This window comes from Acetobacter aceti, from assembly GCF_002005445.1.
Lineage (GTDB): Bacteria > Pseudomonadota > Alphaproteobacteria > Acetobacterales > Acetobacteraceae > Acetobacter > Acetobacter aceti_B.
Window position 1 is genome coordinate 1,271,671 of sequence record NZ_CP014692.1, and the last position, 20,395, is coordinate 1,292,065.

Here is a 20,395-nt window from a genome sequence, read left to right on the forward strand (position 1 = left end):
CAGCGGAGGAATATCCCGCTGCCCGGCGGTTTCATTTATCTATCTTTCAGAACGCATCTGAGACGGCGGCAGACTATCCGTAACTCCGCCTCAACTCATTACTTGCCGGTTCTGGCAGCTTCCCGTGCGGCCTGCTTCTCTTCCTCGGTCCAGATCTTGCGCTCACGCACTTTCTGCGGCTTGACCTGCTTGATGGGGCCGCCACCAAGCACTGGCGGACGCATGGTCGAGTTCTGAGCCTCGTCCGAGTGCCACTCGTGATCGGTATGTACGGTCAGGGCCCGACCGATTTCCCGCTCCACGTTATGCAGCCACGCACGCTGCTCCGCATCACAGAGCGTGATGGCATAACCGCTGCGTCCGGCACGACCGGTACGGCCTATGCGATGCACATAGCTTTCCGGCAGGCTCGGCAGGTCATGGTTGAAAACATGCGTTACCGTATCAACATCGATACCGCGGGCTGCGATGTCGGTCGCGACCAGAACCTGCACGTCGCCGGCGCGGAAAGCGTCCAGCGCCCGCTCCCGCTGGCCCTGTGATTTGTTGCCGTGCAATGCCTCAGCGGTAATGCCCGCTTCCGTGAGGAAGGCGCAGACCTCGTTGGCGATGTTTTTCTGCAGGGTGAAAACGACCGCCTGCCCGATGTCAGGAGTCTGCTGCAACTGAGCCAGCAGAGCTGTCTTCTTGTGCGCCGCATCCATGAACATGACCGACTGCTCGATCCGATCGACGGTGGTTGAAGGCGGGGCAATCTCGACCTTGGCCGGATCGCTCAGAAGGCTATCGACCAGAGCAGCGATCGATTTAGGCATTGTTGCCGAGAACAGCACTGTGTGCCGGTCCTGCGGCAGCGAAGCGACAATGCGTTCGATCGGCTTGGCGAATCCCATATCCAGCATCTGGTCAGCTTCATCCAGCACCAGCGCCTCAAGCTGCGAAAGGTCGCAAAGACCCTGCTCAATCAGATCCAGCAACCGTCCCGGTGCGGCGACGATGATGTCCACGCCTTCCTTGAGCACATTGACCTGATGGAACTGGCTGACACCACCGAAGATCGTTGTTACCCGGAAGTCCAGATGACGACCGAAGCTCTCGAAACCATCAGCAATCTGGGAGACCAGTTCGCGTGTCGGAGCGAGGACCAGAACGCGGGCGCCTCCCTTTGGGGCCGGGCGTAGCGTCTCGGCAAGCCGATGAAGCAGCGGCAGCACGAAGGATGCCGTTTTGCCTGTCCCGGTCTGCGCCATACCCAGAAGATCACGACCTTCCAGCAGCAGCGGAATTGACTGAGCCTGAATGGGGGTCGGCCTGACATAACCTTCTTCGTCCAGAGCGCGAAGCAGGGTTGGTGCGAGGGCAAGATCGTCAAAAGTGATGGACATGGTCAAGCGGCGCCTCCGGCGCTCAGTAAGTTGCGCCAGATAGGGCTTCGCTAAGTCAGAAAGCGGGCTTTTACGGGGGATGCCGCACGGCGTCAACGAAAAGAAAGAACGCAGTCCATGGATTTTTTCCAGTTCATGCGCAGTTATTTCTGGCACACTAAATGGGTCTCACTGCTTTGATTGGTGGCTTATACTTTCTGATGGTGCTTAAAGCCTGAATCAGAAAGCGGTTTGATTGATTTTCCGCAGAACTCTGCGGATATGAGCGATCATCAGCCACGCGTGGGATGAGGAGATTGTTGCCTCGACATCCCTCGTGAGGCGGCGGCAGCGTCCGAGCCATGCAAAGCTATGCTCCACGATCCAGCGTTTCGGCAGGACGACGAAGCCTTCGGCCCGATCGCTGCGTTTGACGATCTCGATCGTCCATCGGCCGAGTTCAGTCAGCGCCCCACGCAATTTCTCGCTGGCATATCCCCCGTCGCCGATCAGATGGCGAAGCCAGGGGAACAATGAGCGTATCCTGGCCGCTACGAGCGGCGCGCCGTCACGATCCTGAATGTCGGCGGGATGTACGACAGTCGCCACGACATGACCCAGCGTGTCGGTGGCGATATGCCGCTTGCGTCCCTTGATCTTCTTGCCCGCGTCATAGCCGGGCGGGCCACTATTTTATACGGTTTTCACCGACTGGCTGTCGATGATGCCCACCGAAGGCGTGGCGTCTCGTCCATCCTGCTCAGGCGACAGGATCACGAGAATATGGTTCATGGCCTCCCATCGTCCCTCGCGTATCCACCGATAGAAATAACTTTGCACGGTCGTAAAGGCGGGAAAATGCCGGGGCAGTTGCCGCCATTGGCAGCCGGTCGTGACGATAGAGAGGATCGCCTCCATGACCCGACGCAAATCCGTACGTCGCGGTCTGCCCAGCCGTTTCCTCCCGGGCATCAGCGGCGCAATCAGCGCCCACTCCGCATCGCGCAGGTCGCTTGCATATTTCCGAACATCCCTTTGATACTGATCTCGGGTGATTTCAGTCCAGACCATCCTGATCTCGTCAGGTTCTCGCAAACCCATGAATCATAACCCGCTGAAATCACTCCATTCATTTCCGGTCAGATACTGAGAGCCTGAATTGAAATTTATTAAGCAATGTCAGTATATTGTGGTTCATCCATCTTTGTAGGAGATAGGAAGTGAACAATGACATGGACTCTTGTTGCCTGAAACGAACATAACCGGGAGGGATTGCTATATCCATTGGACACCGGGTGATCCTTGATTATGCCGTTCGCGCCACTGGCGAAACGGGGTGGACGGCCGCGAAGGACGGATCTGGAATGCACAGCAAAGGACTTTGAACTCCTGCCGCGCCACCGGCTGGGGAACGGATATTTGTCTGGCCTGATACCGCAAGCAGTTCGTCAGGTGGGAAACCCTCTTGCCAATCTCATGGAGGCTTGATCGCCTCAATTCCGCATGTTGACTCGCAGAACAGCAGGCACTGCCAAGGCTAAAAAATTTTCGGATCAGTCTTTATGGACATCTTATCAATACTATAATTTTCTGGAATTACAGATATGACAAAAACAGTAAGATTATTATTCTTTTTTGTGTTTTCGCTTATATTTTTGACGCCGACAAGACAATGCAAAGCCAATTCAGGCGTTGATGAGTATCAAGGTGAGGCGAGATTTACTATTAGCTACAATGGTGATCCTCTTTGTGTACGGTTAAAATCAGAATATAATTCAGTCTTGAAGGATCGTGAGAAAGAAGCAGATTATAACAAGGTTCGATCGAGTTTTAATAGGAATTTCTCTTTGGGAACGTATGATTTTATTTACCTGAACCCGCAGGTTGCAGAAAAAGGTGGACTCATTTTACCACAGCAAAAAGAAAAAAATCCTGAAAATAACAAAAGTTGGTTATTTGAAAATAAAATAATTATAAATAGAAAAGAAATAAATGTTGATGTCTCTTTTTCATATATAAATGACCATACATTATTTGGTTATATCAAATCCGAATATGGGTCTAATGTATTTTCTGATATATTTATAAATAAATCACCTATGAACGTCTTTGGCAGGAACGCTTCTTCCGTTTATTGGTTTTATCCCGAAATAAAAAATATGATTCAGGAGTATAAATCGAACCGATCGCGTGATTTTTTCTATAAAATTGCGAATTCTGGTGCATTGCCACAATTTGGTGATGGACGTATAATAAATACGCAGATATTTAAAGACCATGAAAACAAGACTATCGTGCTGTTTGGATCAAGCGGTTACATACCGTTGGTGGGGGCGGGCGCACAGTTTTTCTTTGCACGTTTTGATGGTCAATCCCTTCAGCCAATGTGTCTGTTAATTTCCGGAATTGGTAGTTGGAGTTTTAACGAAGGAAAACTTTCATTCTTAAGAGCATTTGTTGGAGAAAAGTAAATGCTTGGAGAAAATCCGCCTATTCTTGTTCATATCTTGCGGCGGTGAAGAATTTAGCACAATCGTGAGGGAGAAAGCATGCAGGACTGATCCGGCGGCGTTTCTCAGAGCTGTGGCGGTTCTTGCTGCTCTAGATATGATCGACGCATCATCCATTTCCTCGGCTTCGTTCACCTCGCCTCAGCCATGATCTGGATGACCTGAATGTCGATCCGTCCTAGCCCGGTAGCTGCAGGCGGTTCGCCAAAGATCGGGAAAAGTCCATCCTCTCGTCAACATCATGGCTCCTGATCGCCCAGTCTGCACGCTGGCCCTCAGAACCGCAAAATATTGTCAGAGTAGAAAAATCTTCGGATCAGGCTTTGACTGACAGACTTTCCATAAGAGGGAAAGTGGCAGAGCCACGAGACTCTCGAAACAGCCGATAAATGAGTCCCGTGGAAAACATGGCGGAAAGGAAGACTGCACTCAGTCAGATATTTCGGCGACGTGCTTCGGTTTGCGTGCGAGTTTTTAAAAATTACTGCCCGGCATCCCGAAGACGAACGCCTGAATTGATGCGGTCTTCAATATCTTCCAGCGTACATCCTTTGGTCTCCGGCACAAACATCAGGCCCACGACAAAGAACAGGGCGTTGAAACCGGCAAGACACCAGAACACGCCGAAATCACCAATTACAGCCATGCTGGACAGAAAGATATTGCTGATCAGCCAGTTTGCGATCCAGCTTGCCAGAGTGGAGCAGGACACGGCGAATGTCCGTCCACGCAAAGGCTGGATTTCGGAACCGATAATCCATGGCAGTGGTCCCTGACCGACGGCGAAGGCTGCGATGAACAGGATCAGGAAACCCATGGCGATCATGCTGGCCATCATGGACGTCGCGCCGGTCCAGAGCAGGGTGCCGAACCCGAGCATGGCGACGGCTGAGAAAAACGTGCTGATGCTCAGGAGAATGCGTCGTCCCCAGCGGTCCATGAGGGCAACGGCCACGAGGGTCGCTGCTGTGTTCACAACGCCGATGGCCGTTGTGCACCACACGGAACTCGACGTACTGAAGCCCATGTGATTCAGGACAGTGGGAGCATAATACATCAGCACGTTGATGCCGGAGAACTGCTGGAGCATCTGCAGGGCGATGCCAAGTGTGAAGGTGCGTCTGAAATTGGAGCTTGAAATCAGCAGGGCTGCCCCGGCGGACTCCTCACGTCCAAGCTGTTTGTCGATGCGCGACAGTTCCGCCTCGGCTTCTTCCGCCGACTCCCGGACACTGAGCAGGACGTCGCGCGCTTCCTGACGGCGTCCCTTGGTCAGAAGCCACCGTGGGGAATAAGGAAGGAGAAGAGTGGTCATAAGGAAAAGCACGGTCGGTACACTGAGCACCCCGAACATGATCCGCCAGTGTCCACCCGGCGTGAGCAGACTGTCAGACGTGAAAGCCAGCAGGATCCCGATGGTGATCATCAGCTGGTAGGAGGAGATCATCGCGCCACGTCGATCCTGAGAGGCGATTTCGGCGATGTAGAGAGGGGCGGCAAAAGCGGCCAGCCCCACGCCCAGCCCCAGAGAGGCGCGTCCGACGATCATCATGGTGACACTCGTCGCCAGTGCACAGAGCGCGGTCCCGCTCAGGAACAGTCCTCCCGCCACCAGCAGGGTTCCCTTGCGTCCCCATTTGTCGGCGATGAACACCGCGAAAACCGACCCGAAAGCCGCCGCCAGCATGAGGGAGGAAACAATCCATTCCGTCGTGCGGTTGTCGGTCTGGAATTCCTCGCGGATAAACCCCAGAGCCCCCGCGATGACACCCGTGTCCAGTCCGAACATGAGGCCGGCGAGGCCTGCCGCCAGAGCGAGAAAGAGTGTGGTGCGGCGGACGCGCGCTGAAGCATCCTGCTGAGCGGATGTCGAAACGGAAGAAGGCATCGGGGTGTTCTGACCTCTTGTGACGCAGCAGACTTATTGAGTGTCTGTGGATAACCTTTCGTGCCGCTCTCTCGACAAGTCAATACACTCTTAATGTTTCAGCTTTTTCTTCCATGCTGCGCGAACTTCAGCCGGACTCATTTTTTTGCCGCTGACCTTGGGGGAGGCGTTCTCTTCCACTCCTCCCGGCGCCTTGCCGGAGGCGGGATTGTCATTGACGTCCTGTAAAGCTTTTTCACAGAGCGAGCCTTTGCCCACCCCGAATTGCACCGTCGGCAGGAGAGCCAGCGGAGGGAACACGAAGCCAAGTCCGGCTGCCGCCGCCATCCGGCCGACAATCTCCACCCCGGGCAGCACGGTTGGGGATTTCAGGGGACCGGTGATGTTGAACGCGCCCGGAAATGACAGGATGGTGAGGCCCGTCGAGCGGGTCGTCAGGGAATAATCGATTTTATTGGTCCGGAAGTTGATGTCTCCCCGACCAAGTGTGCGTGTGTCGTTTGTGCGGAGCAGCATCGAACGGGTGCTGGCGATCCCGTTGCGCAGCGGCATGTCCGTCACGAAGCACTCAACCTCCGCATGGGAGGGAAGGCCGAGTGCGGACAGCACCGCGCCTCCAAGCTGGAGCCCGAGGGCCGCGGGAATGAGCGCCGAGATTTCTCCGCCCTTGACCAGAACGAGTGTGAGGCCGCCATTGCCGTTGGCCATCAGGGACGCAATCGAGTTGCCGGTGGCATTCAGGCTGAACCGCCCGCCGATGACGCCGCCCTGTGCGCTGGTGCCGGTGGCCGTGCGCATGATGTGCGCCAGATCGATACGGGAAAAGTCGACTTTGGCTTTGACGGCGAAGTCCCTGTCATTCACCGGCTTCAGGGTCGCGCTGCTGGCCAATGTGCCTGTGCCGACGCCGAAATTCAGCTTCTTCACATCGATTGCGCCATCCTGGACCGCGAACTCGGCATCGATATCGTCAAGAGGAAGCTGCCTGTTCTGGATGTGCTCGCCTTTATAGGTGACGTGGGCATTGACTGACCGAAGCTTGGGTACGTTGATCGGTGTATCCGGCAGGACATTCGGATCTTTGGCTTCCACTTTTTTCTCTGATGTGGTCTTGTCGCCCGGCTTCGCGCCGATAAATCCGCCCAGATCCTGAATATCCACACGATGTGACCGCAGCGCCGCATCAACAAACGGCACGGTCTGGTGTGGATCGACGGTGATTGTGCCGCTCAGGTCGCTGGACCCCATGTGACCGGTAAAACTTTTGAAAGCGACATGCTGCTGGTCATAGTCCAGTTTGCCGCGAATGTCGTAAGACGGTGTCTGCGGAATGGGCACGCCCGTCAGAGGGTAGAGAAGCGACATGTCCGGCCCCGACAGATGCAGGACGAGCTGCGTTCCTTCAAAGGCCAGCGGATTGTTCACGCTGCCTTTGAGCGTCACGCGGGTAGCGCCATTTCTGACTTCAAGATTGACGGGATAGGGTGTTTTGGCGTTCTGCAGGGACAGAAGTGCTCCGCCAACAAAATGACTGCTGATCGGCTGCCCGGCGTAGCGACCGGTCGTCTCCATGACGATCGTGCCCCGATCTGTAGCGGAGGCCGGCGGCGTCGTATGCAGTTGTGAGGTCATGTCCGCCCGGAGTTTCTGGTCCCGGAGACGGAGGTGGCCGTCACGGATTTCAAATTCCTCGATCTCGGGCAGGGTGACTGTGCCGTCCTTCTTGTCAGTTTCGGTTTTTTTGCTGCCAGAAGCGAACTTATAGTTGTTGCTTCCGTCCTGACGTCGCTGAATGTCCGCCTTGGGTGTGTCGACTGCAATACGAGGCAGTTCCGTCCTGCCATGGAGAAGCGCCAGCAGACGAATTCTGACAAGCAGGTGATCCGCTGTGAAGAACGGCGTGCTGTCGGATTTGAAGGTATCTGGTTGTTCGATCCTGACGCCATCAACCCGAACCTTCGGCACGAAGCCGATGCTGACATGCAGATGTTCGATGGTGGTCTTGCGTCCGAGAAGCGCCGTCGCCTCACGGTTGACCAGAGGCACAAACCAGTCCCATGACCAGAATGCGATGAGCAGAAGGATCAGTACGACCGGGGCGCCGAGGCCGATGAACAGTTTTCTGTGGCGACTGAACAGGGAATGACCGGTCATGAGAGTCCGTAAAGGCTGTGAACGGGGCTAACGGGCAGAACAGAACCCATTGTTTGTGCCGGGTTAACGCGGACCCTGTGTTCGGGTTCGTCTTAATGGACGGAGAACCCGGACATTCCCTTCAGACGAGGCCGGCGACCAAGAAGCAGGACCGGTCCTGAAAGTGGCTTTGAGACTGAAACCGGCAGCCGTTACGGCAACGATCATACGGAGACGGAGGCTGCCTGTTTCCGGATCCGGGTTCTTTTGCGACCGTCCATCAACCACAATCCGGCGCACCCGGCGAAGGCTGCGATGGTGACATAAATTGCCGGAGCCAGCGGCGTGTAGGGAGTGAGCGAAGAGATGACGGCGGGAGTCAGACCACCGAAAATTGCGTAGGCGATATTGTAGGCCAGCGAAACGCCGGAAAATCTCACCATTGGAGGGAAAGCACGCAGCATCCCGACGGGAACCAGTCCCACAAAGCCGCAGCAGAGTCCTGCAAGTCCCGCCCAGACAGGCAGGGAGTGAGGAAACTGCGGCGGCAGGCTGTAAAGGGCGAAAGCGCCAGCAGCGAGCAGTGGCCCACATACGAGGCTCATCGCGCTGAGCGGGATAGTGTCGGTCAGGGCGCTCACCGAGATGACCGAGATTGTGAGGCAGAGAGTCGCGACAAGACTCGCTAGCATGGTTTCCGTGGGTGGAATATGGTGCAGGGTCTGCATCAGCGGCGGCATCATCAGGATCAGAACGACAATGGCCGCCGTCAGGGTCCATGTCGTCAGCATCGAGCACAGGATGGGAAAGCGATAGTCCCGCAGCAGAATGGCGGCGGGCAGGGATGAAGCTGTTTCAGCACGCTGGTGCATTTCACGAAACACGGGTGTCTCATCCAGCCAGCGCCTCAGGATCATCGCGCCGATCCCGAAGACGCCGCCGATGATGAAGGGAATACGCCAGCCCCAGTCGCTGACATCACCTGCAGAAAGCGTTGTGTTCAACGCCAGAATCACCAGTGATCCGAGCAGGATGCCGCCAGTCAGTCCACCGGTGAGCAGCCCGGTCGCCAGTCCCACGCGACCCGGCGGGGCATGCTCGGAAACGAACACCCATCCACCCGGCGCCTCGCCACCGATGGCTGCTCCCTGAGCCATGCGCAGGAGCAGCAGGATCAGGGGCGCACCTGCTCCAAGTGTTTCATAACCGGGCAGAAGGCCCATCATGAGCGTGGGGAGCGCCATCAGCAGGACACTGAACGTGAAGACTTTCTTGCGTCCGGCGATGTCGCCGAAATGCGCCATGATGATCCCGCCAAGCGGCCGCGCCAGATATCCCGCGCCGAACAGGCCGAATGCTTCTGTCTGCCTCAACCACGCCGCCTGACTGGCCGGAAAGAAGTGAAGAGCGATAAGCTTTGCCAGGAACGCGAAGATCACGAAGTCATAAAACTCCAGCGCGCCTCCCAGTGACGCCAGCACCAGAATCCGAATCTGGGAGAAAGACAGGACTTTGGATGCTGCTGCTGCGGCAGAGGGGACTGGAGACGAAGACATGAGCCGTAATCCGTATGAGGCCAGGCGGCGGAAAAGGCAGCGCTGAACGGGTGAGGCGGCGCTTATAGGCGAAACTCCGGACAAATCCCACAGCAGAGCTTTTTTCAACTTCCCGTTGACAACCGGGTGCGGTCTCATCTGTTTGTGCTTGAATGATATGTGTGATGGACGTCGAAAAGGCCCTCAATTTATGACAACGCGTGCTGACAGGTCCGGAGTGATACTTGTCGTCACTGTGCTCGTGACCGCCCTGCTTGGGCTGGTGCTTGCCGGTGGCGGACTGTGGCTGGCTACTCTGGGCGGGTCGCTGTTTTATGCGCCGTGTGGTGTGGCGGTTCTTCTGACCGCCTTTCTTTTGTGGAAGCGTAGTGCGGCGGCGTTGTGGCTTTACACGCTGATTGTTTTCGCAACGCTCATCTGGGCCGTTCTTGAGGCTGGCTTTGATTTCTGGACGCTCGCACCGCGCGGCGATCTGATCCTTCCTCTGGGGGTCTGGCTGCTTCTGCCGTTCGTCACCCGCCATCTCGGGCGCGGTGCACAGGCAGCGCGTGCCCCTCTGGCTGCGGGGCTTGTCACGGGCGTCGTGATCTTCGGCTATGCCCTGACACAGGATCCGCAGGATGTTGCGGGCAGCCTGCCTCAGGCGGCAGCGGATGTTGTTCCCGGCGATGCGGGAGAGGTCGCCGACTCCGACTGGAGCGCATATGGCCGCACCCAGTTTGGTGATCGCTACTCACCGCTCAAGCAGGTGAATCCGCAGAACGTCAGGAATCTGAAAGTGGCGTGGACCTTTCGCACCAACGATCTGAAAGGGCCGAATGATCCGGGAGAAATCACGGATGAAGTGACGCCGATCAAGATCAACGACACAGTCTATCTCTGCTCTCCGCATCAGAAGCTGTTTGCTCTGGATGCCGCTACAGGACAGCAGAAATGGGTCTTTGATCCGCAGCTCAAATACAATTCCAGCTTCCAGCACATGACCTGCCGTGGCGTGTCCTATGCGGAAACCGCCGATGCGACGGACGACTGCGCAAGCCGTATCTTTCTGCCGACCAATGATGGCCGTCTGCTGGCGATCAATGCCAGAACCGGCGTCCGCTGCCCGGCTTTCGGCAAGAACGGCGAGATTGATCTGACCGACGGCATGCCGATGAAGGAGCTTGGTTTCTATGAGCCGACTTCACCACCGGTTGTGACCAGCAAACTCGTCATCATCTCGGGCGCTGTGACCGACAACTATTCCACGCATGAGCCGTCTGGCGTGACGCGCGGTTTCGATCTGCGCACCGGCCAGCTTGTCTGGGCATTTGATACGGGCAATCCCAATCCGAACGAACTGCCTTCCGATACACATAAATATGTGGCCAACTCGCCCAACTCGTGGATCACGTCGTCCTACGATGCGAAGCTGAACCTGATCTACATCCCGACAGGGGTGGCGACACCTGATATCTGGGGTGGTTACCGCACGCCGGATCAGGAGCGTTACGCATCCGGCGTTCTGGCCCTGAACGCCGACACTGGCGAGAAGGTCTGGTTCTATCAGACCGTCCATCATGATCTGTGGGACATGGATATTCCGTCCCAGCCGAGCCTTGTTGATCTTCATCAGGCGGACGGCACGGTCGTTCCGGCGATCTATGCTCCGGCCAAGACCGGCAACATCTTCGTGCTGGATCGTCGCACGGGCGTGCCCGTGGTGCCTGCTCCTGAAACGCCTGTTCCGCAGGGTGCGGCGCCGGGCGATCATACTTCACCCACACAGCCTTACTCCGAGCTGACATTCCGTCCGAAGAACAACCTGACGGATGCGGACATGTGGGGCGCGACCATGGTGGATCAGCTTGTCTGCCGCATCCTGTTCAAGTCACTGCGCTATGAGGGACCGTTCACGCCGCCATCCACGCAGGGAACGCTTGTGTTTCCGGGCAATCTCGGCATGTTTGAATGGGGCGGGCTGGCGGTTGATCCTGTCCGGCAGATTGCCTTCGCCAATCCGATCGCCATTCCGTTCGTCTCAAAGCTGGTGCCTCGCGGTCCCGGCAATCCGGCAAGCCCGGCTGAGGGCGGTGGTCCTTCGGGCACGGAAGCCGGTATCCAGCCACAGTATGGCACACCGTTCGGTGTTGAGCTGAACCCGTTCCTGTCGCCGTTTGGCGTGCCCTGCAAGCAGCCGGGCTGGGGTTATGTCGCAGGTATCGACCTCAAGACGAACAGGATCGTCTGGATGCACCGTAACGGCACCACACGGGACAGCTCGCCTCTGCCGTTCGGCTTCAAGGTTGGTATCCCGTCTCTGGGCGGTCCGATTGCGACGGCGGGTGGTGTGGCGTTCCTGACCTCAACGGCGGATTACTACATCCGGGCCTATGACGTGACGACGGGCCAGCAGCTCTGGGAAGATCGTCTGCCGGCTGGCGGTCAGTCAACGCCGATGACCTACGAGCAGAATGGACGTCAGTTCATTGTGACGGCCGCGGGCGGACATGGCTCGTTCGGTACGAAACTTGGCGATTATGTCATCGCCTATGCCCTGCCGGATGCAGCCAAGGCGCCCTGATGCCCGAAGAGGCAGGTTGTCTTTCAATCGGGAAGGATGACCTGTCCTGCGGATGCGTCACACTGTGCAATGTGATGCTTCTGTCAGGATGGAAAAACACGAAAATGCGGGCGAGGATGACTCCTCGCCCTTTTTCTGTCAGCAGGCGTGGCTGAAGGCAGCCGTCCAATGAGTGTGCTGATCGCAGCCTGGCGGAAATGCTGCTGTCGTGCCGCAACTGCCATGCCAGTTATCAAGATGAGTTCCGCAACTGCCTTGCTGCGTGGTGCTGCTGGAAGAAGGGCACCAGCCGAAACCGCTATAGTGATCCTTGGCCACACAGTTCCAGAAATTGCTGTCATGCTGTGGGTCGAAGGAGGAAGAGCAGCTTCCGCTACCGTTCCACGGCAGGGGAGAAGGCGTGTTACAGGAGCCGTGATCCCAGAACGTCGGGCAACCACCGTGATGAGAGTGGTGGTGCTCGCTTCCACCGTTATGACAGCCGCCACCGTTATTCGTATCACATGAACTGGTGTGGTCATGTCCCGGCGGCCAGCCGCTGACGGTCGAGGAAGACAGGCTGCTGTCTGCAATCACATAATCACCGGCTTTATCCAGTGTTACTGTCAAAGAACCCGGTGTGTAGCCGCTTTCCGTATTGATATCGCTCAGCGTAATGGTCTGGTTGGTGCTTGTCTCTATTGTCAGTGAGTAGCTGCCATTGCTGTTGGCTGTATAGCTGGCAGAAACAGGAATGACACCACTTGAACCATTGATGGCGAATTCAGAGTTCGCGGAAACATTGTTGAAAACGGTGCTTATGGTTGAATAGCTCTGATCGAAGACAACCATGTTCTGCGTTGATGGATCAAAATTGACAACATCTCCCGTGCGATTGCCCAGGGTATAGAGAGTGCTTCCTCCTTTCAGATTGACAGTCATGGCATAATCCACACCCACGCCTGCGGCTTCTGTTCCCAGCGTGGAATGGTTCAGGTTGATCGTGCCGTTGCCCGAAAGTCCCTGGGTTGTGATCGTGACATTGGAACTGTCATTGATCGTCAGAGTGCCCGAAATTTCGTTGATCCCCAGATCAACAGGTGAAGACGTGTCGATTACAAGACTGCCTGTACCGAAAATCTGCATGGATTCTGCTGTAAAGACAGGAGTTGCTGAAGCATCGGAGCCGTCGCAGGCGGTAATCTTGAGCGTTCCATAATCGCCGATAGTCAGGCTGGGAACTTCAGTGGAGTAAGTGCTTCCAATGACAGCCGTTACGGGAGCTGTTTCTGCGCCGGTTACGTTGATTTCATGATAGTCCGTAGGCAGCTCTCCTGCACTCCAGTTTGTCGGGTCCAGAAAATCTGTCGATGTCTTCCCCGTGAAGTAATCAGTGGCGTTCTGTACCATAATAACTCTCAGCCTTTTGTCTGTTTTGTTACCATTTGATTGCCTGAAGAAGTTTTTCCTCCGGTAATCTGGTAAAATTAATACATCATTAACCTCGTCAATAAAATGTTACAGATTTTTAATTTTTTGAAGTAACTAAAAATATGGCGCCATGAATTGGAGTATTAAAGTAAATACAAAATATTAATAATATTTTCCAATATGATATTGAGAAAATCAGAGTAAATTTAAATCAAAAATATCATATTTTTTGAAATTTAAAAATAAGACTCCAATTTTTTAGACGAAAATGCACTGTTTTGATCTCACCTGCTGTCTGAAGAAGAACGGGAGTTCAGGCTCCCGCAAGCCCTTTCCCCACCATTTTTCTCGGATCGACATATTTATTGAAGGTCTCTTCATCCACTCCGGATGCCAGCGCGGCTTCACGTAGCGTTTCGTCTTTCTCCATGGCTCTATGAGCTATTGCTGCGGCTTTATCGTAGCCCACAGCGGGACTCAGGGCTGTTACGAGCATGACTGAGTCTTCGATGTATTTCTGAAGATTCTTTTCGTCGAGCGTGGTGCCTTCGACGGAGAAAATACGGAAGTTGTGACATCCGTCCGCCATAATCCGGATGGCGTGCAGGACATTCGCTACAATGACCGGTCTCATGACATTGAGTTCGAGATTACCCTGCGCTCCGGCAAAGGCCACGGCGGTATCATTTCCCAGCACCTGCGTCGCAATCATCACCATTGCTTCGCATTGGGTGGGGTTTACCTTGCCGGGCATGATGGAAGAACCGGGTTCGTTTTCCGGAAGATGCAGCTCTCCCAGTCCGCAGCGTGGGCCGGAACCCAGCCAGCGCATGTCATTGGCTATCTTCATCAGCGCGACAGCAATGCCTCGAAGACCGGCTGAGGCTCTCACCATGGCATCCAGACCGCCCAACGCGGCAAATTTATTGGGAGCGGTGACAAAAGGCTTGCCGGTCAGTTCGGCTATTTTCGAGGCAATAGCCTTGCTGAATCCCGCGGGTGCATTCAGTCCCGTGCCAACGGCAGTCCCACCGGCGGCGAGCTGCGCCAGTCCCGGAATGGAGGCCTGCACGGCATCGAGAGCGTCTTCAAGCTGCTGGGCCCAGCCGGACCATTCCTGCCCGACAGTGAGCGGCACAGCATCCTGAAGATGGGTACGACCAATTTTGACAACATCCATCCATTGGTCGGATTTGCTCCGGATGGCCGCGATCAGCGCCTTGATGCGAGGAACAAGGGTGTTCTCGATTTCCAGCAGCGTCACAACGTGCATGGTCGTGGGAAAGGAGTCATTGCTCGACTGCCCCATATTCACGTCATCGTTGGGGTGTACAGGCTTTTTTGAACCGATATCTCCGCCCAGAAGCTGGATCGCACGGTTCGCGATGACCTCGTTGGCGTTCATGTTGGTCTGGGTGCCGGACCCGGTCTGCCAGACGAAAAGAGGGAATTCGCTGTCGAGTTTGCCTTCAGTGACTTCGTCAGCAGCCCTAACAATTGCGTCAGCTTTCCACTGAGGCAGTCTGCCGTCAGCAAGGTTGACGAGCGCAGCAGCTTTCTTGACGATTCCATAAGCCCGGCAAAGCTCAATCGGCATGATATCCCTGCCGATTGAGAAGTGAACAAGACTTCGCTGGGTCTGGGCGCCCCAGTAATGGTGTGCGGGAACCTCTATCCTGCCCATTGAATCGGTTTCTATGCGAGTGCCGGTTGCTTTGATCCCGACTGGGGTGTCATGCAACGTATATGTATCAGTCATATCGGACTCCAGTGACAATTTTATTCAGACTAACGATGAATGGAGCTGATGGGATGTTATCTCGCGAAACCGTGAATTTTATATAGAATTTGCAATATTTTTATAACCGTTTATTTTTTCTTGTTATGTAGTATTTTATTTCTGTATTTACTTTGATTTAATCAAATAAAAAAACGATTCAGGAAAATTAATGGTTTATCGACGATTTTCGTCTAAGGTTTGTGGGGATTCATCGTGAATGAATGATAGCTGCGACGAGATAGATCATGGCGCTGAAGCTTTTGTCTGTTTTGTCGGCCCGCATCGCGATACGTTTAAATTCCTTGAGTTTACAGAAGAAGTTCTCGATCAGATGACGCCATTTGTATATTTCGCGATCCAGCGGCAGTGGCTTTGAGCGCCTCGGATGCTGGGAAATGACAACCGTGGCGCCCCTTTCATCAAGATCGGCAATGATGCTGTTGCTGTCGAATGCCTTGTCTGCGATGAAAGCGTCGAATTCGAGACCGTCAATCAACGGTGGCACGTCCACGCTGTCAAAGCGTTGGCCGGGCATCAGGCGAAAGCGCACCAGATTGCCCAGAGCATCCGTCAGCGCGAGAATCTTCGTCGTCATGCCGCCTTTCGAGCGCCCTATGGCCTGGCTCTGAGTCCCCCTTTTGCGCCCTGACCATGACGGTGAACTTTCACGATCGTTGCATCGACCATGACATACTCCATGTCCGGATCGCCAGACAGGGCATCGAAAATCCTTTTGAAGACATCAGTGTTCCGCCAGTCGCTGAAGCGACGGAAGGCCGTGCTCCAATTGCCAAATACGGCAGGAAGGTCACGCCAGGGACTACCTGTTCGTACAATCCACAGCACTGCTTCCATAAAAAGGCGGTTGTTTCGACCACTCCGTCCTGGATCTGTCAATTTGCCAAGACAGTGAGGTTCAATCTGCGCCCATTGGGCGTCCGTCAGCACAAAACGTTCCATCCAGAGCTTGAATCATATCTCAAGCTCTTTGTGAATCCCCACAGACCTTAGTCCATTGCAGACGTTTTGCCGACTGCGCAACGGAGAAAGTGGGTTTCATGATCAGCAGTCATACAGTCAGCAGCCATACAGTTCTTGATATCGACAAAAGGCTTCGCTTTCTCGGCCTTGGAAAAGCAGAACTTGATCAGTTGGAGGGGTTGGTCGGGATTATTTCCCAGACACTCCCTCAAGCTTTAAATGATTTTTATCTTAAGATCAGTCAAACGCCTGAAGTCTCTCATTTTTTTACAAGTGATGAGCAGAAAGCCAATGCCAGTTCGAAGCAGTATGAACACTGGAAAAAAATCGTCAGCGGACGGTTCGGCGATGATTATTTTCAGGATGTAAGGCGCATAGGAATTACGCACGCGCGTATCGGCCTTGAGCCCAGATGGTATATTGCCGGAAACTCTCTGATTATCGAGCATATCGTTGAAGCGATCGTCCGCGAGAGCTGGCCGAAAGTCGTTAAAAGCGGATTTGGCCGCAAGCCGCAGATTGTGGGCGATAAGGAAAAGCTGATTAAAGACCTTGGGTTGTTGATCAAGGCGACGATGCTGGACATGGAACTGGCGGTGACATCAGCCCTCAATGAACTGGCCAGCCAGAGAAAAATGGCGGAACAGGAGCAGGAAGAGGCTCTTGAAATGCTGGCGATTGCTCTCGAAAGAGTGGCAGAGGGCAATCTCGTTCAGTCAGTGGACGAAAAGCTGAAGAAAAAATCTCCACGACTGGGAAGCGCTTTCGAAAAACTGCTCAACGGCCTTGGCGGGCTGATTTCGTCCGTGCGGGAAACGGCGGAGAAAGTGGAATCTGATGGACGGGCTGTTGGTGAGGCCAGCCGGAATGTTGAGCAACAGATGAACGTGCAGGTCACGGGCCTTGATACAATTGTACACACAATCGAGGATGTGACGGTGTCGGTCAAGGAAGTGGCTGACCAGACTGTTCATGCGGATACTGCTGTTCAGGAGTGCTGCAAGGAAGCTGGGAGAGGCCAGGAAATTGTATCGGATGCTTCGGTCGCAATTATGAAAATTTCCGACTCATCCGGTCAGATCAGCCAGATTATTGGAATGATCGATGAGCTCGCCCTGCAGACCAATCTGCTGGCCTTGAATGCAGGAGTGGAAGCGGCTCGCGCCGGGGATGCGGGCAAAGGGTTTGCCGTCGTCGCTCAGGAGGTGCGCGCTCTGGCCGGTCGCTCCGCCGATGCTGCCAAACAGATCAAAACGCTCGTCTCCATGAGTGTGCGCGATGTCGAAGTCGGTGTGAAACTGGCGGGTTCTGCCGGAAGCGTTATCAGCAACACAAGAAAATCTGTCCAAAGTGTCGGTGATCTGATCGGCCAGATCGCAGAAGCTTCAGCCACACAGGCCGCTCGTGTTGATGAAATCAACAGGAACACCCTGCGGCTTGCCCAGGACACAAAACGAAGCGCTGCGGTCTTGCATAATACGATTAAAATAGGACAGGAACTCGAAGTGAGCTCATCCCGGCTGCTGCAACTGGTCACGAACTTCAAGGTGCGTAAATCCACACCAAAATACACGTCAGCCCTTTCTGACGCCAGGTGGGGTTAATTCCCACCCTTGTGTTGCAGGGCCATCAGTTCGAGCGCACGGGCGTAAACGGTCTTTTTCGGCAATCCGTTTGCTTTTGCGACAAGTGCGGCCGCGTCCTTGACTGATTGACTGGCCAGCGCCGTTTCGAGTTGCTTGTCGAGAGTGTCGATTGCTTGGTCAGTATCATCGAAAGGTCCGACAAGAACGGTGATTTCGCCTCTGGCTGCTGTTTCGGCATAGAAAGAGGCCAATGTGCCGAGTGTGCCCCGTTTTGCTTCTTCAAAGCGTTTCGTGAGTTCGCGGGCGACCACAGCAGGTCGGTCTTCTCCGAAGATTTCTCCCAGATCAATCAGCATCTCAGCCAGACGATGCGGCGCTTCATGCCATATCAACGTGGCTTTCAGCCCCGCTCTTTCGGCGGCATGCAGAACGGCGAAGCTTTCTTTCCGGGCGGCGCTCCGTGGCGGTGCGAAACCCACAAAAAGAAAAGGGTGAGGCGGTAGACCTGAGAGAACGAGTCCTGTCAGGGCGGCATTCGGCCCTGGAACTGCGGTGATGTTGATGTTCGCTTCTATCGCCGCACGCACGAGCCGATATCCCGGATCTGAGAGGAGTGGCATTCCTGCATCAGAAACGAGAGCGATCTGCTGTCCGTCCAGAAGACGGTCTATCAGTCCCGGAACCCTGTGGCGTTCGTTATGTTCATGCAGGGGTTCAGCGTGGGTGCTGATGTTGTGTTCCGTGAACAGGCGAGCTGTCACGCGCGTATCTTCGCAAAGCACCAGATCCGCTGAACGCATGGCCTGAACGGCGCGAGGAGAAAGGTCGCCAAGATTGCCGATCGGTGTGGCGACAAGGGTCAGAAGGCCGCCTTTGCGAGACGGTAATGATTCAGCTTTATCGGCATCTTCATCAGACCGGGCATGACGTGGCGGCATTCCTTCGCTATGGGAGGAGGCATCATCAGGGTAACCCTCCGCCTGTGGCCCGACAGGCAACCGTTCATATGAAGAGGCGGACGATGAATCGGACATGCAGGTTCCTGTCGCGAGAGGCGGCTGACACTAAAACGCACGGTTACGGTGCTGCGGCGCGAGCAGCCAGCAGAAGTGACGCCCCACGCAGCGTTCTGCGCCATACCAGTAGAAACCTTGCACGTCATCTTTCCGGTGTCGCGCTTCTGGCTCTTGCTGCCTGCAGTTCCGGTGTCACCAGTGGGCCGGGAGGGGTTGCCGGAGGGGGAACAACGGCTTCCGCTCCGAATGTCGGGGTGCTTCTGCCCCTGACGGGCGCAAACGGAGTTCTCGGCAATGAAATGCTGGCTGCTGCGAAACTGGCGCTGTCAAAGCAGACCGAAGCCCTGCCGCCCCCAAAACTGGATATTCATGACACGGCTGCCGCAGGAGGCGCTCCGGAAGCCATGCAGGCCGCTGTCACTGCCGGAGACGGAATCATTCTGGGGCCTCTGACCAGTGTGGATACGGCGGCTATCAGTCCGATCGCCATGCGTGCGGGCATTCCGGTTCTCGCTTTCACCAGTGATCTTGTGCAGGCGCGCCCGGGAGTCTGGGTGTTCGGCATTACCCCTCAACAGCAGGTCTCGCGTCTCGTGGAAGCTGCAAAAGCGGAAGGCCGCCACCAGTTTGCGGCTTTTCTGCCTGACACGCCGTTAGGTCACGCCATGGGTGACGCGCTGATACATTCCTGCCGTGAGGGAAGTCTCGCCGATCCGCAGGTTGTCTATCACGCAGGCTCGCCTGAGGCGATCCGCAGCGGGCTGGCGACGCTGAGTGCCTATGACACCAGGGTTACGGCAGCATCCGGTCAGGCCACCGGACCTGCTCCGGACCTGCCGGAAGATCTTGCCGCAGCCCTTTCATCAGCATCCAAGGCAAGTGCTAAGGCTGATGCTCAATCGCCTGGAGATCCTCAGGCCACTTCTCCAGCGCAGGCGACAGGAACAACGGTTCCGGACGCTGCGTCTCCCAGATTATCCTTGCCCCCGTTCGATGCGCTTCTGCTCGCCGATACGGGACTGGCGCTGAAGAATGTGCTGGACGCACTGAAAGCCAACCAGATTCGTACCAGTGACGTCCGCCTTATGGGGCCGGGCTTATGGGCGGCCTTTGCGGGAAAGCTGGGGACCGTGGCTGGTGCCTGGTATGCCGCCCCGGACCCGGCAGCCCGCACTCGTTTCGTGCAGCAGTTTTCGATCCAGAATCATCGGACTCCCAAGCCGCTGGCTGATCTGGCTTACGATGCGGGCACGCTTGCCCAGTCGGTTTATTCCATGACCGGAGGGACAGGTTATCCGGTTGATCTGCTCACGCAGTCTCGGGGATTTTCCGGTGTCGACGGTGCTTTCACGCTGACAGGAGAGGGGCAGACGTTACGCAAGCTGGGAATTTTCGAAATTCAGTCGAGTGGAGGAGCCCGGCTTCTCCCTGCTTCGAGATCTGTCGCGCCCGTTCCTGTTCCTGGAGCGTCCTGACACAAACTCCAGTCTTGATGATTTTTGACCGCATGCCAGACCGCCTCCTGACCGGGGCGGTTTTTTTATACTTGCGACCGGAGTAAATATTGGAATTTTTCCATTGTATGGCAGGGCTTTAGTGAGTCAGTAC

The 20,395-nt window shown here is 55.4% G+C and carries 12 protein-coding genes and 1 pseudogene; 4 read left to right on the top strand and 9 right to left on the bottom strand.

Annotated features, from left to right (window positions below; genetic code table 11):
• Positions 1 to 98: 98 nt before the first annotated feature.
• On the bottom strand, positions 99 to 1,385 hold the full coding sequence (locus A0U92_RS05780; protein WP_077812399.1) for a DEAD/DEAH box helicase: 1,287 nt from the start codon (positions 1,383 to 1,385) through the stop codon (positions 99 to 101).
• A 219-nt stretch (positions 1,386 to 1,604) separates the two neighbouring features.
• A pseudogene (locus tag A0U92_RS05785) lies at positions 1,605 to 2,435 on the bottom strand (IS5 family transposase).
• A gap of 533 nt (positions 2,436 to 2,968) precedes the next feature.
• Here A0U92_RS05785 and A0U92_RS05790 point away from each other — a divergent pair.
• Complete coding sequence (locus A0U92_RS05790) at positions 2,969 to 3,835, top strand: hypothetical protein (protein WP_149026387.1); 867 nt, start codon at positions 2,969 to 2,971, stop codon at positions 3,833 to 3,835.
• Between the two features lie 520 nt (positions 3,836 to 4,355).
• Here A0U92_RS05790 and A0U92_RS05795 read toward each other — a convergent pair.
• The 3 genes from A0U92_RS05795 to A0U92_RS05805 form a co-directional block, all read right to left on the bottom strand.
• A complete protein-coding gene (locus tag A0U92_RS05795; RefSeq protein WP_077812401.1) occupies positions 4,356 to 5,762 on the bottom strand; it encodes a sugar porter family MFS transporter in 1,407 nt (468 codons plus the stop codon).
• 90 nt (positions 5,763 to 5,852) lie between these two features.
• Positions 5,853 to 7,916 (bottom strand): AsmA family protein, encoded by a 2,064-nt coding sequence (locus A0U92_RS05800; protein WP_077812402.1) that lies wholly within the window; start codon positions 7,914 to 7,916, stop codon positions 5,853 to 5,855.
• Between the two features lie 203 nt (positions 7,917 to 8,119).
• Positions 8,120 to 9,451 carry an MFS transporter gene (locus tag A0U92_RS05805; protein ID WP_077812403.1) on the bottom strand — a complete coding sequence of 444 codons (1,332 nt, stop codon included), beginning with the start codon at positions 9,449 to 9,451 and terminating at the stop codon, positions 8,120 to 8,122.
• Positions 9,452 to 9,641: 190 nt separating this feature from the next.
• On the opposite strand from A0U92_RS05805, the gene A0U92_RS05810 reads away from it, so the two are divergent.
• The gene (locus tag A0U92_RS05810) at positions 9,642 to 12,014 is read left to right on the top strand and encodes a glucose/quinate/shikimate family membrane-bound PQQ-dependent dehydrogenase (RefSeq protein ID WP_077812404.1); all 2,373 of its coding nucleotides are present in this window, start codon (positions 9,642 to 9,644) and stop codon (positions 12,012 to 12,014) included.
• 138 nt (positions 12,015 to 12,152) lie between these two features.
• Here the strand turns inward: A0U92_RS05810 and A0U92_RS05815 are convergent, their stop codons facing one another.
• The 3 genes from A0U92_RS05815 to A0U92_RS05825 all read right to left on the bottom strand — a co-directional run bounded on the left by A0U92_RS05815 (position 12,153) and on the right by A0U92_RS05825 (position 16,164).
• Positions 12,153 to 13,403 (bottom strand): autotransporter outer membrane beta-barrel domain-containing protein, encoded by a 1,251-nt coding sequence (locus tag A0U92_RS05815; RefSeq protein WP_077812405.1) that lies wholly within the window; start codon positions 13,401 to 13,403, stop codon positions 12,153 to 12,155.
• Between the two features lie 334 nt (positions 13,404 to 13,737).
• Positions 13,738 to 15,183 carry a class II fumarate hydratase gene (fumC, locus tag A0U92_RS05820; protein ID WP_077812406.1) on the bottom strand — a complete coding sequence of 482 codons (1,446 nt, stop codon included), beginning with the start codon at positions 15,181 to 15,183 and terminating at the stop codon, positions 13,738 to 13,740.
• A 229-nt stretch (positions 15,184 to 15,412) separates the two neighbouring features.
• Positions 15,413 to 16,164 (bottom strand): IS5 family transposase gene (locus A0U92_RS05825; protein ID WP_149026388.1). Its coding sequence is split into 2 segments (ribosomal slippage): positions 15,413 to 15,834 and positions 15,834 to 16,164, totalling 753 coding nucleotides; the frame shifts between segments, so codons are not numbered across the junction.
• A gap of 98 nt (positions 16,165 to 16,262) precedes the next feature.
• Here A0U92_RS05825 and A0U92_RS05830 point away from each other — a divergent pair.
• Positions 16,263 to 17,789, top strand: a complete 1,527-nt coding sequence (locus A0U92_RS05830; RefSeq protein WP_077812407.1) for a globin-coupled sensor protein — start codon at positions 16,263 to 16,265, stop codon at positions 17,787 to 17,789.
• Here A0U92_RS05830 and rsmI read toward each other — a convergent pair.
• Complete coding sequence (rsmI, locus tag A0U92_RS05835; RefSeq protein ID WP_149026389.1) at positions 17,786 to 18,805, bottom strand: 16S rRNA (cytidine(1402)-2'-O)-methyltransferase; 1,020 nt, start codon at positions 18,803 to 18,805, stop codon at positions 17,786 to 17,788. The genes A0U92_RS05830 and rsmI overlap by 4 nt on opposite strands.
• Between rsmI and A0U92_RS05840 the strand changes: the two genes are divergently transcribed.
• Complete coding sequence (locus A0U92_RS05840; protein WP_077812408.1) at positions 18,793 to 20,262, top strand: penicillin-binding protein activator; 1,470 nt, start codon at positions 18,793 to 18,795, stop codon at positions 20,260 to 20,262. The genes rsmI and A0U92_RS05840 overlap by 13 nt on opposite strands.
• Positions 20,263 to 20,395: the final 133 nt, after the last annotated feature.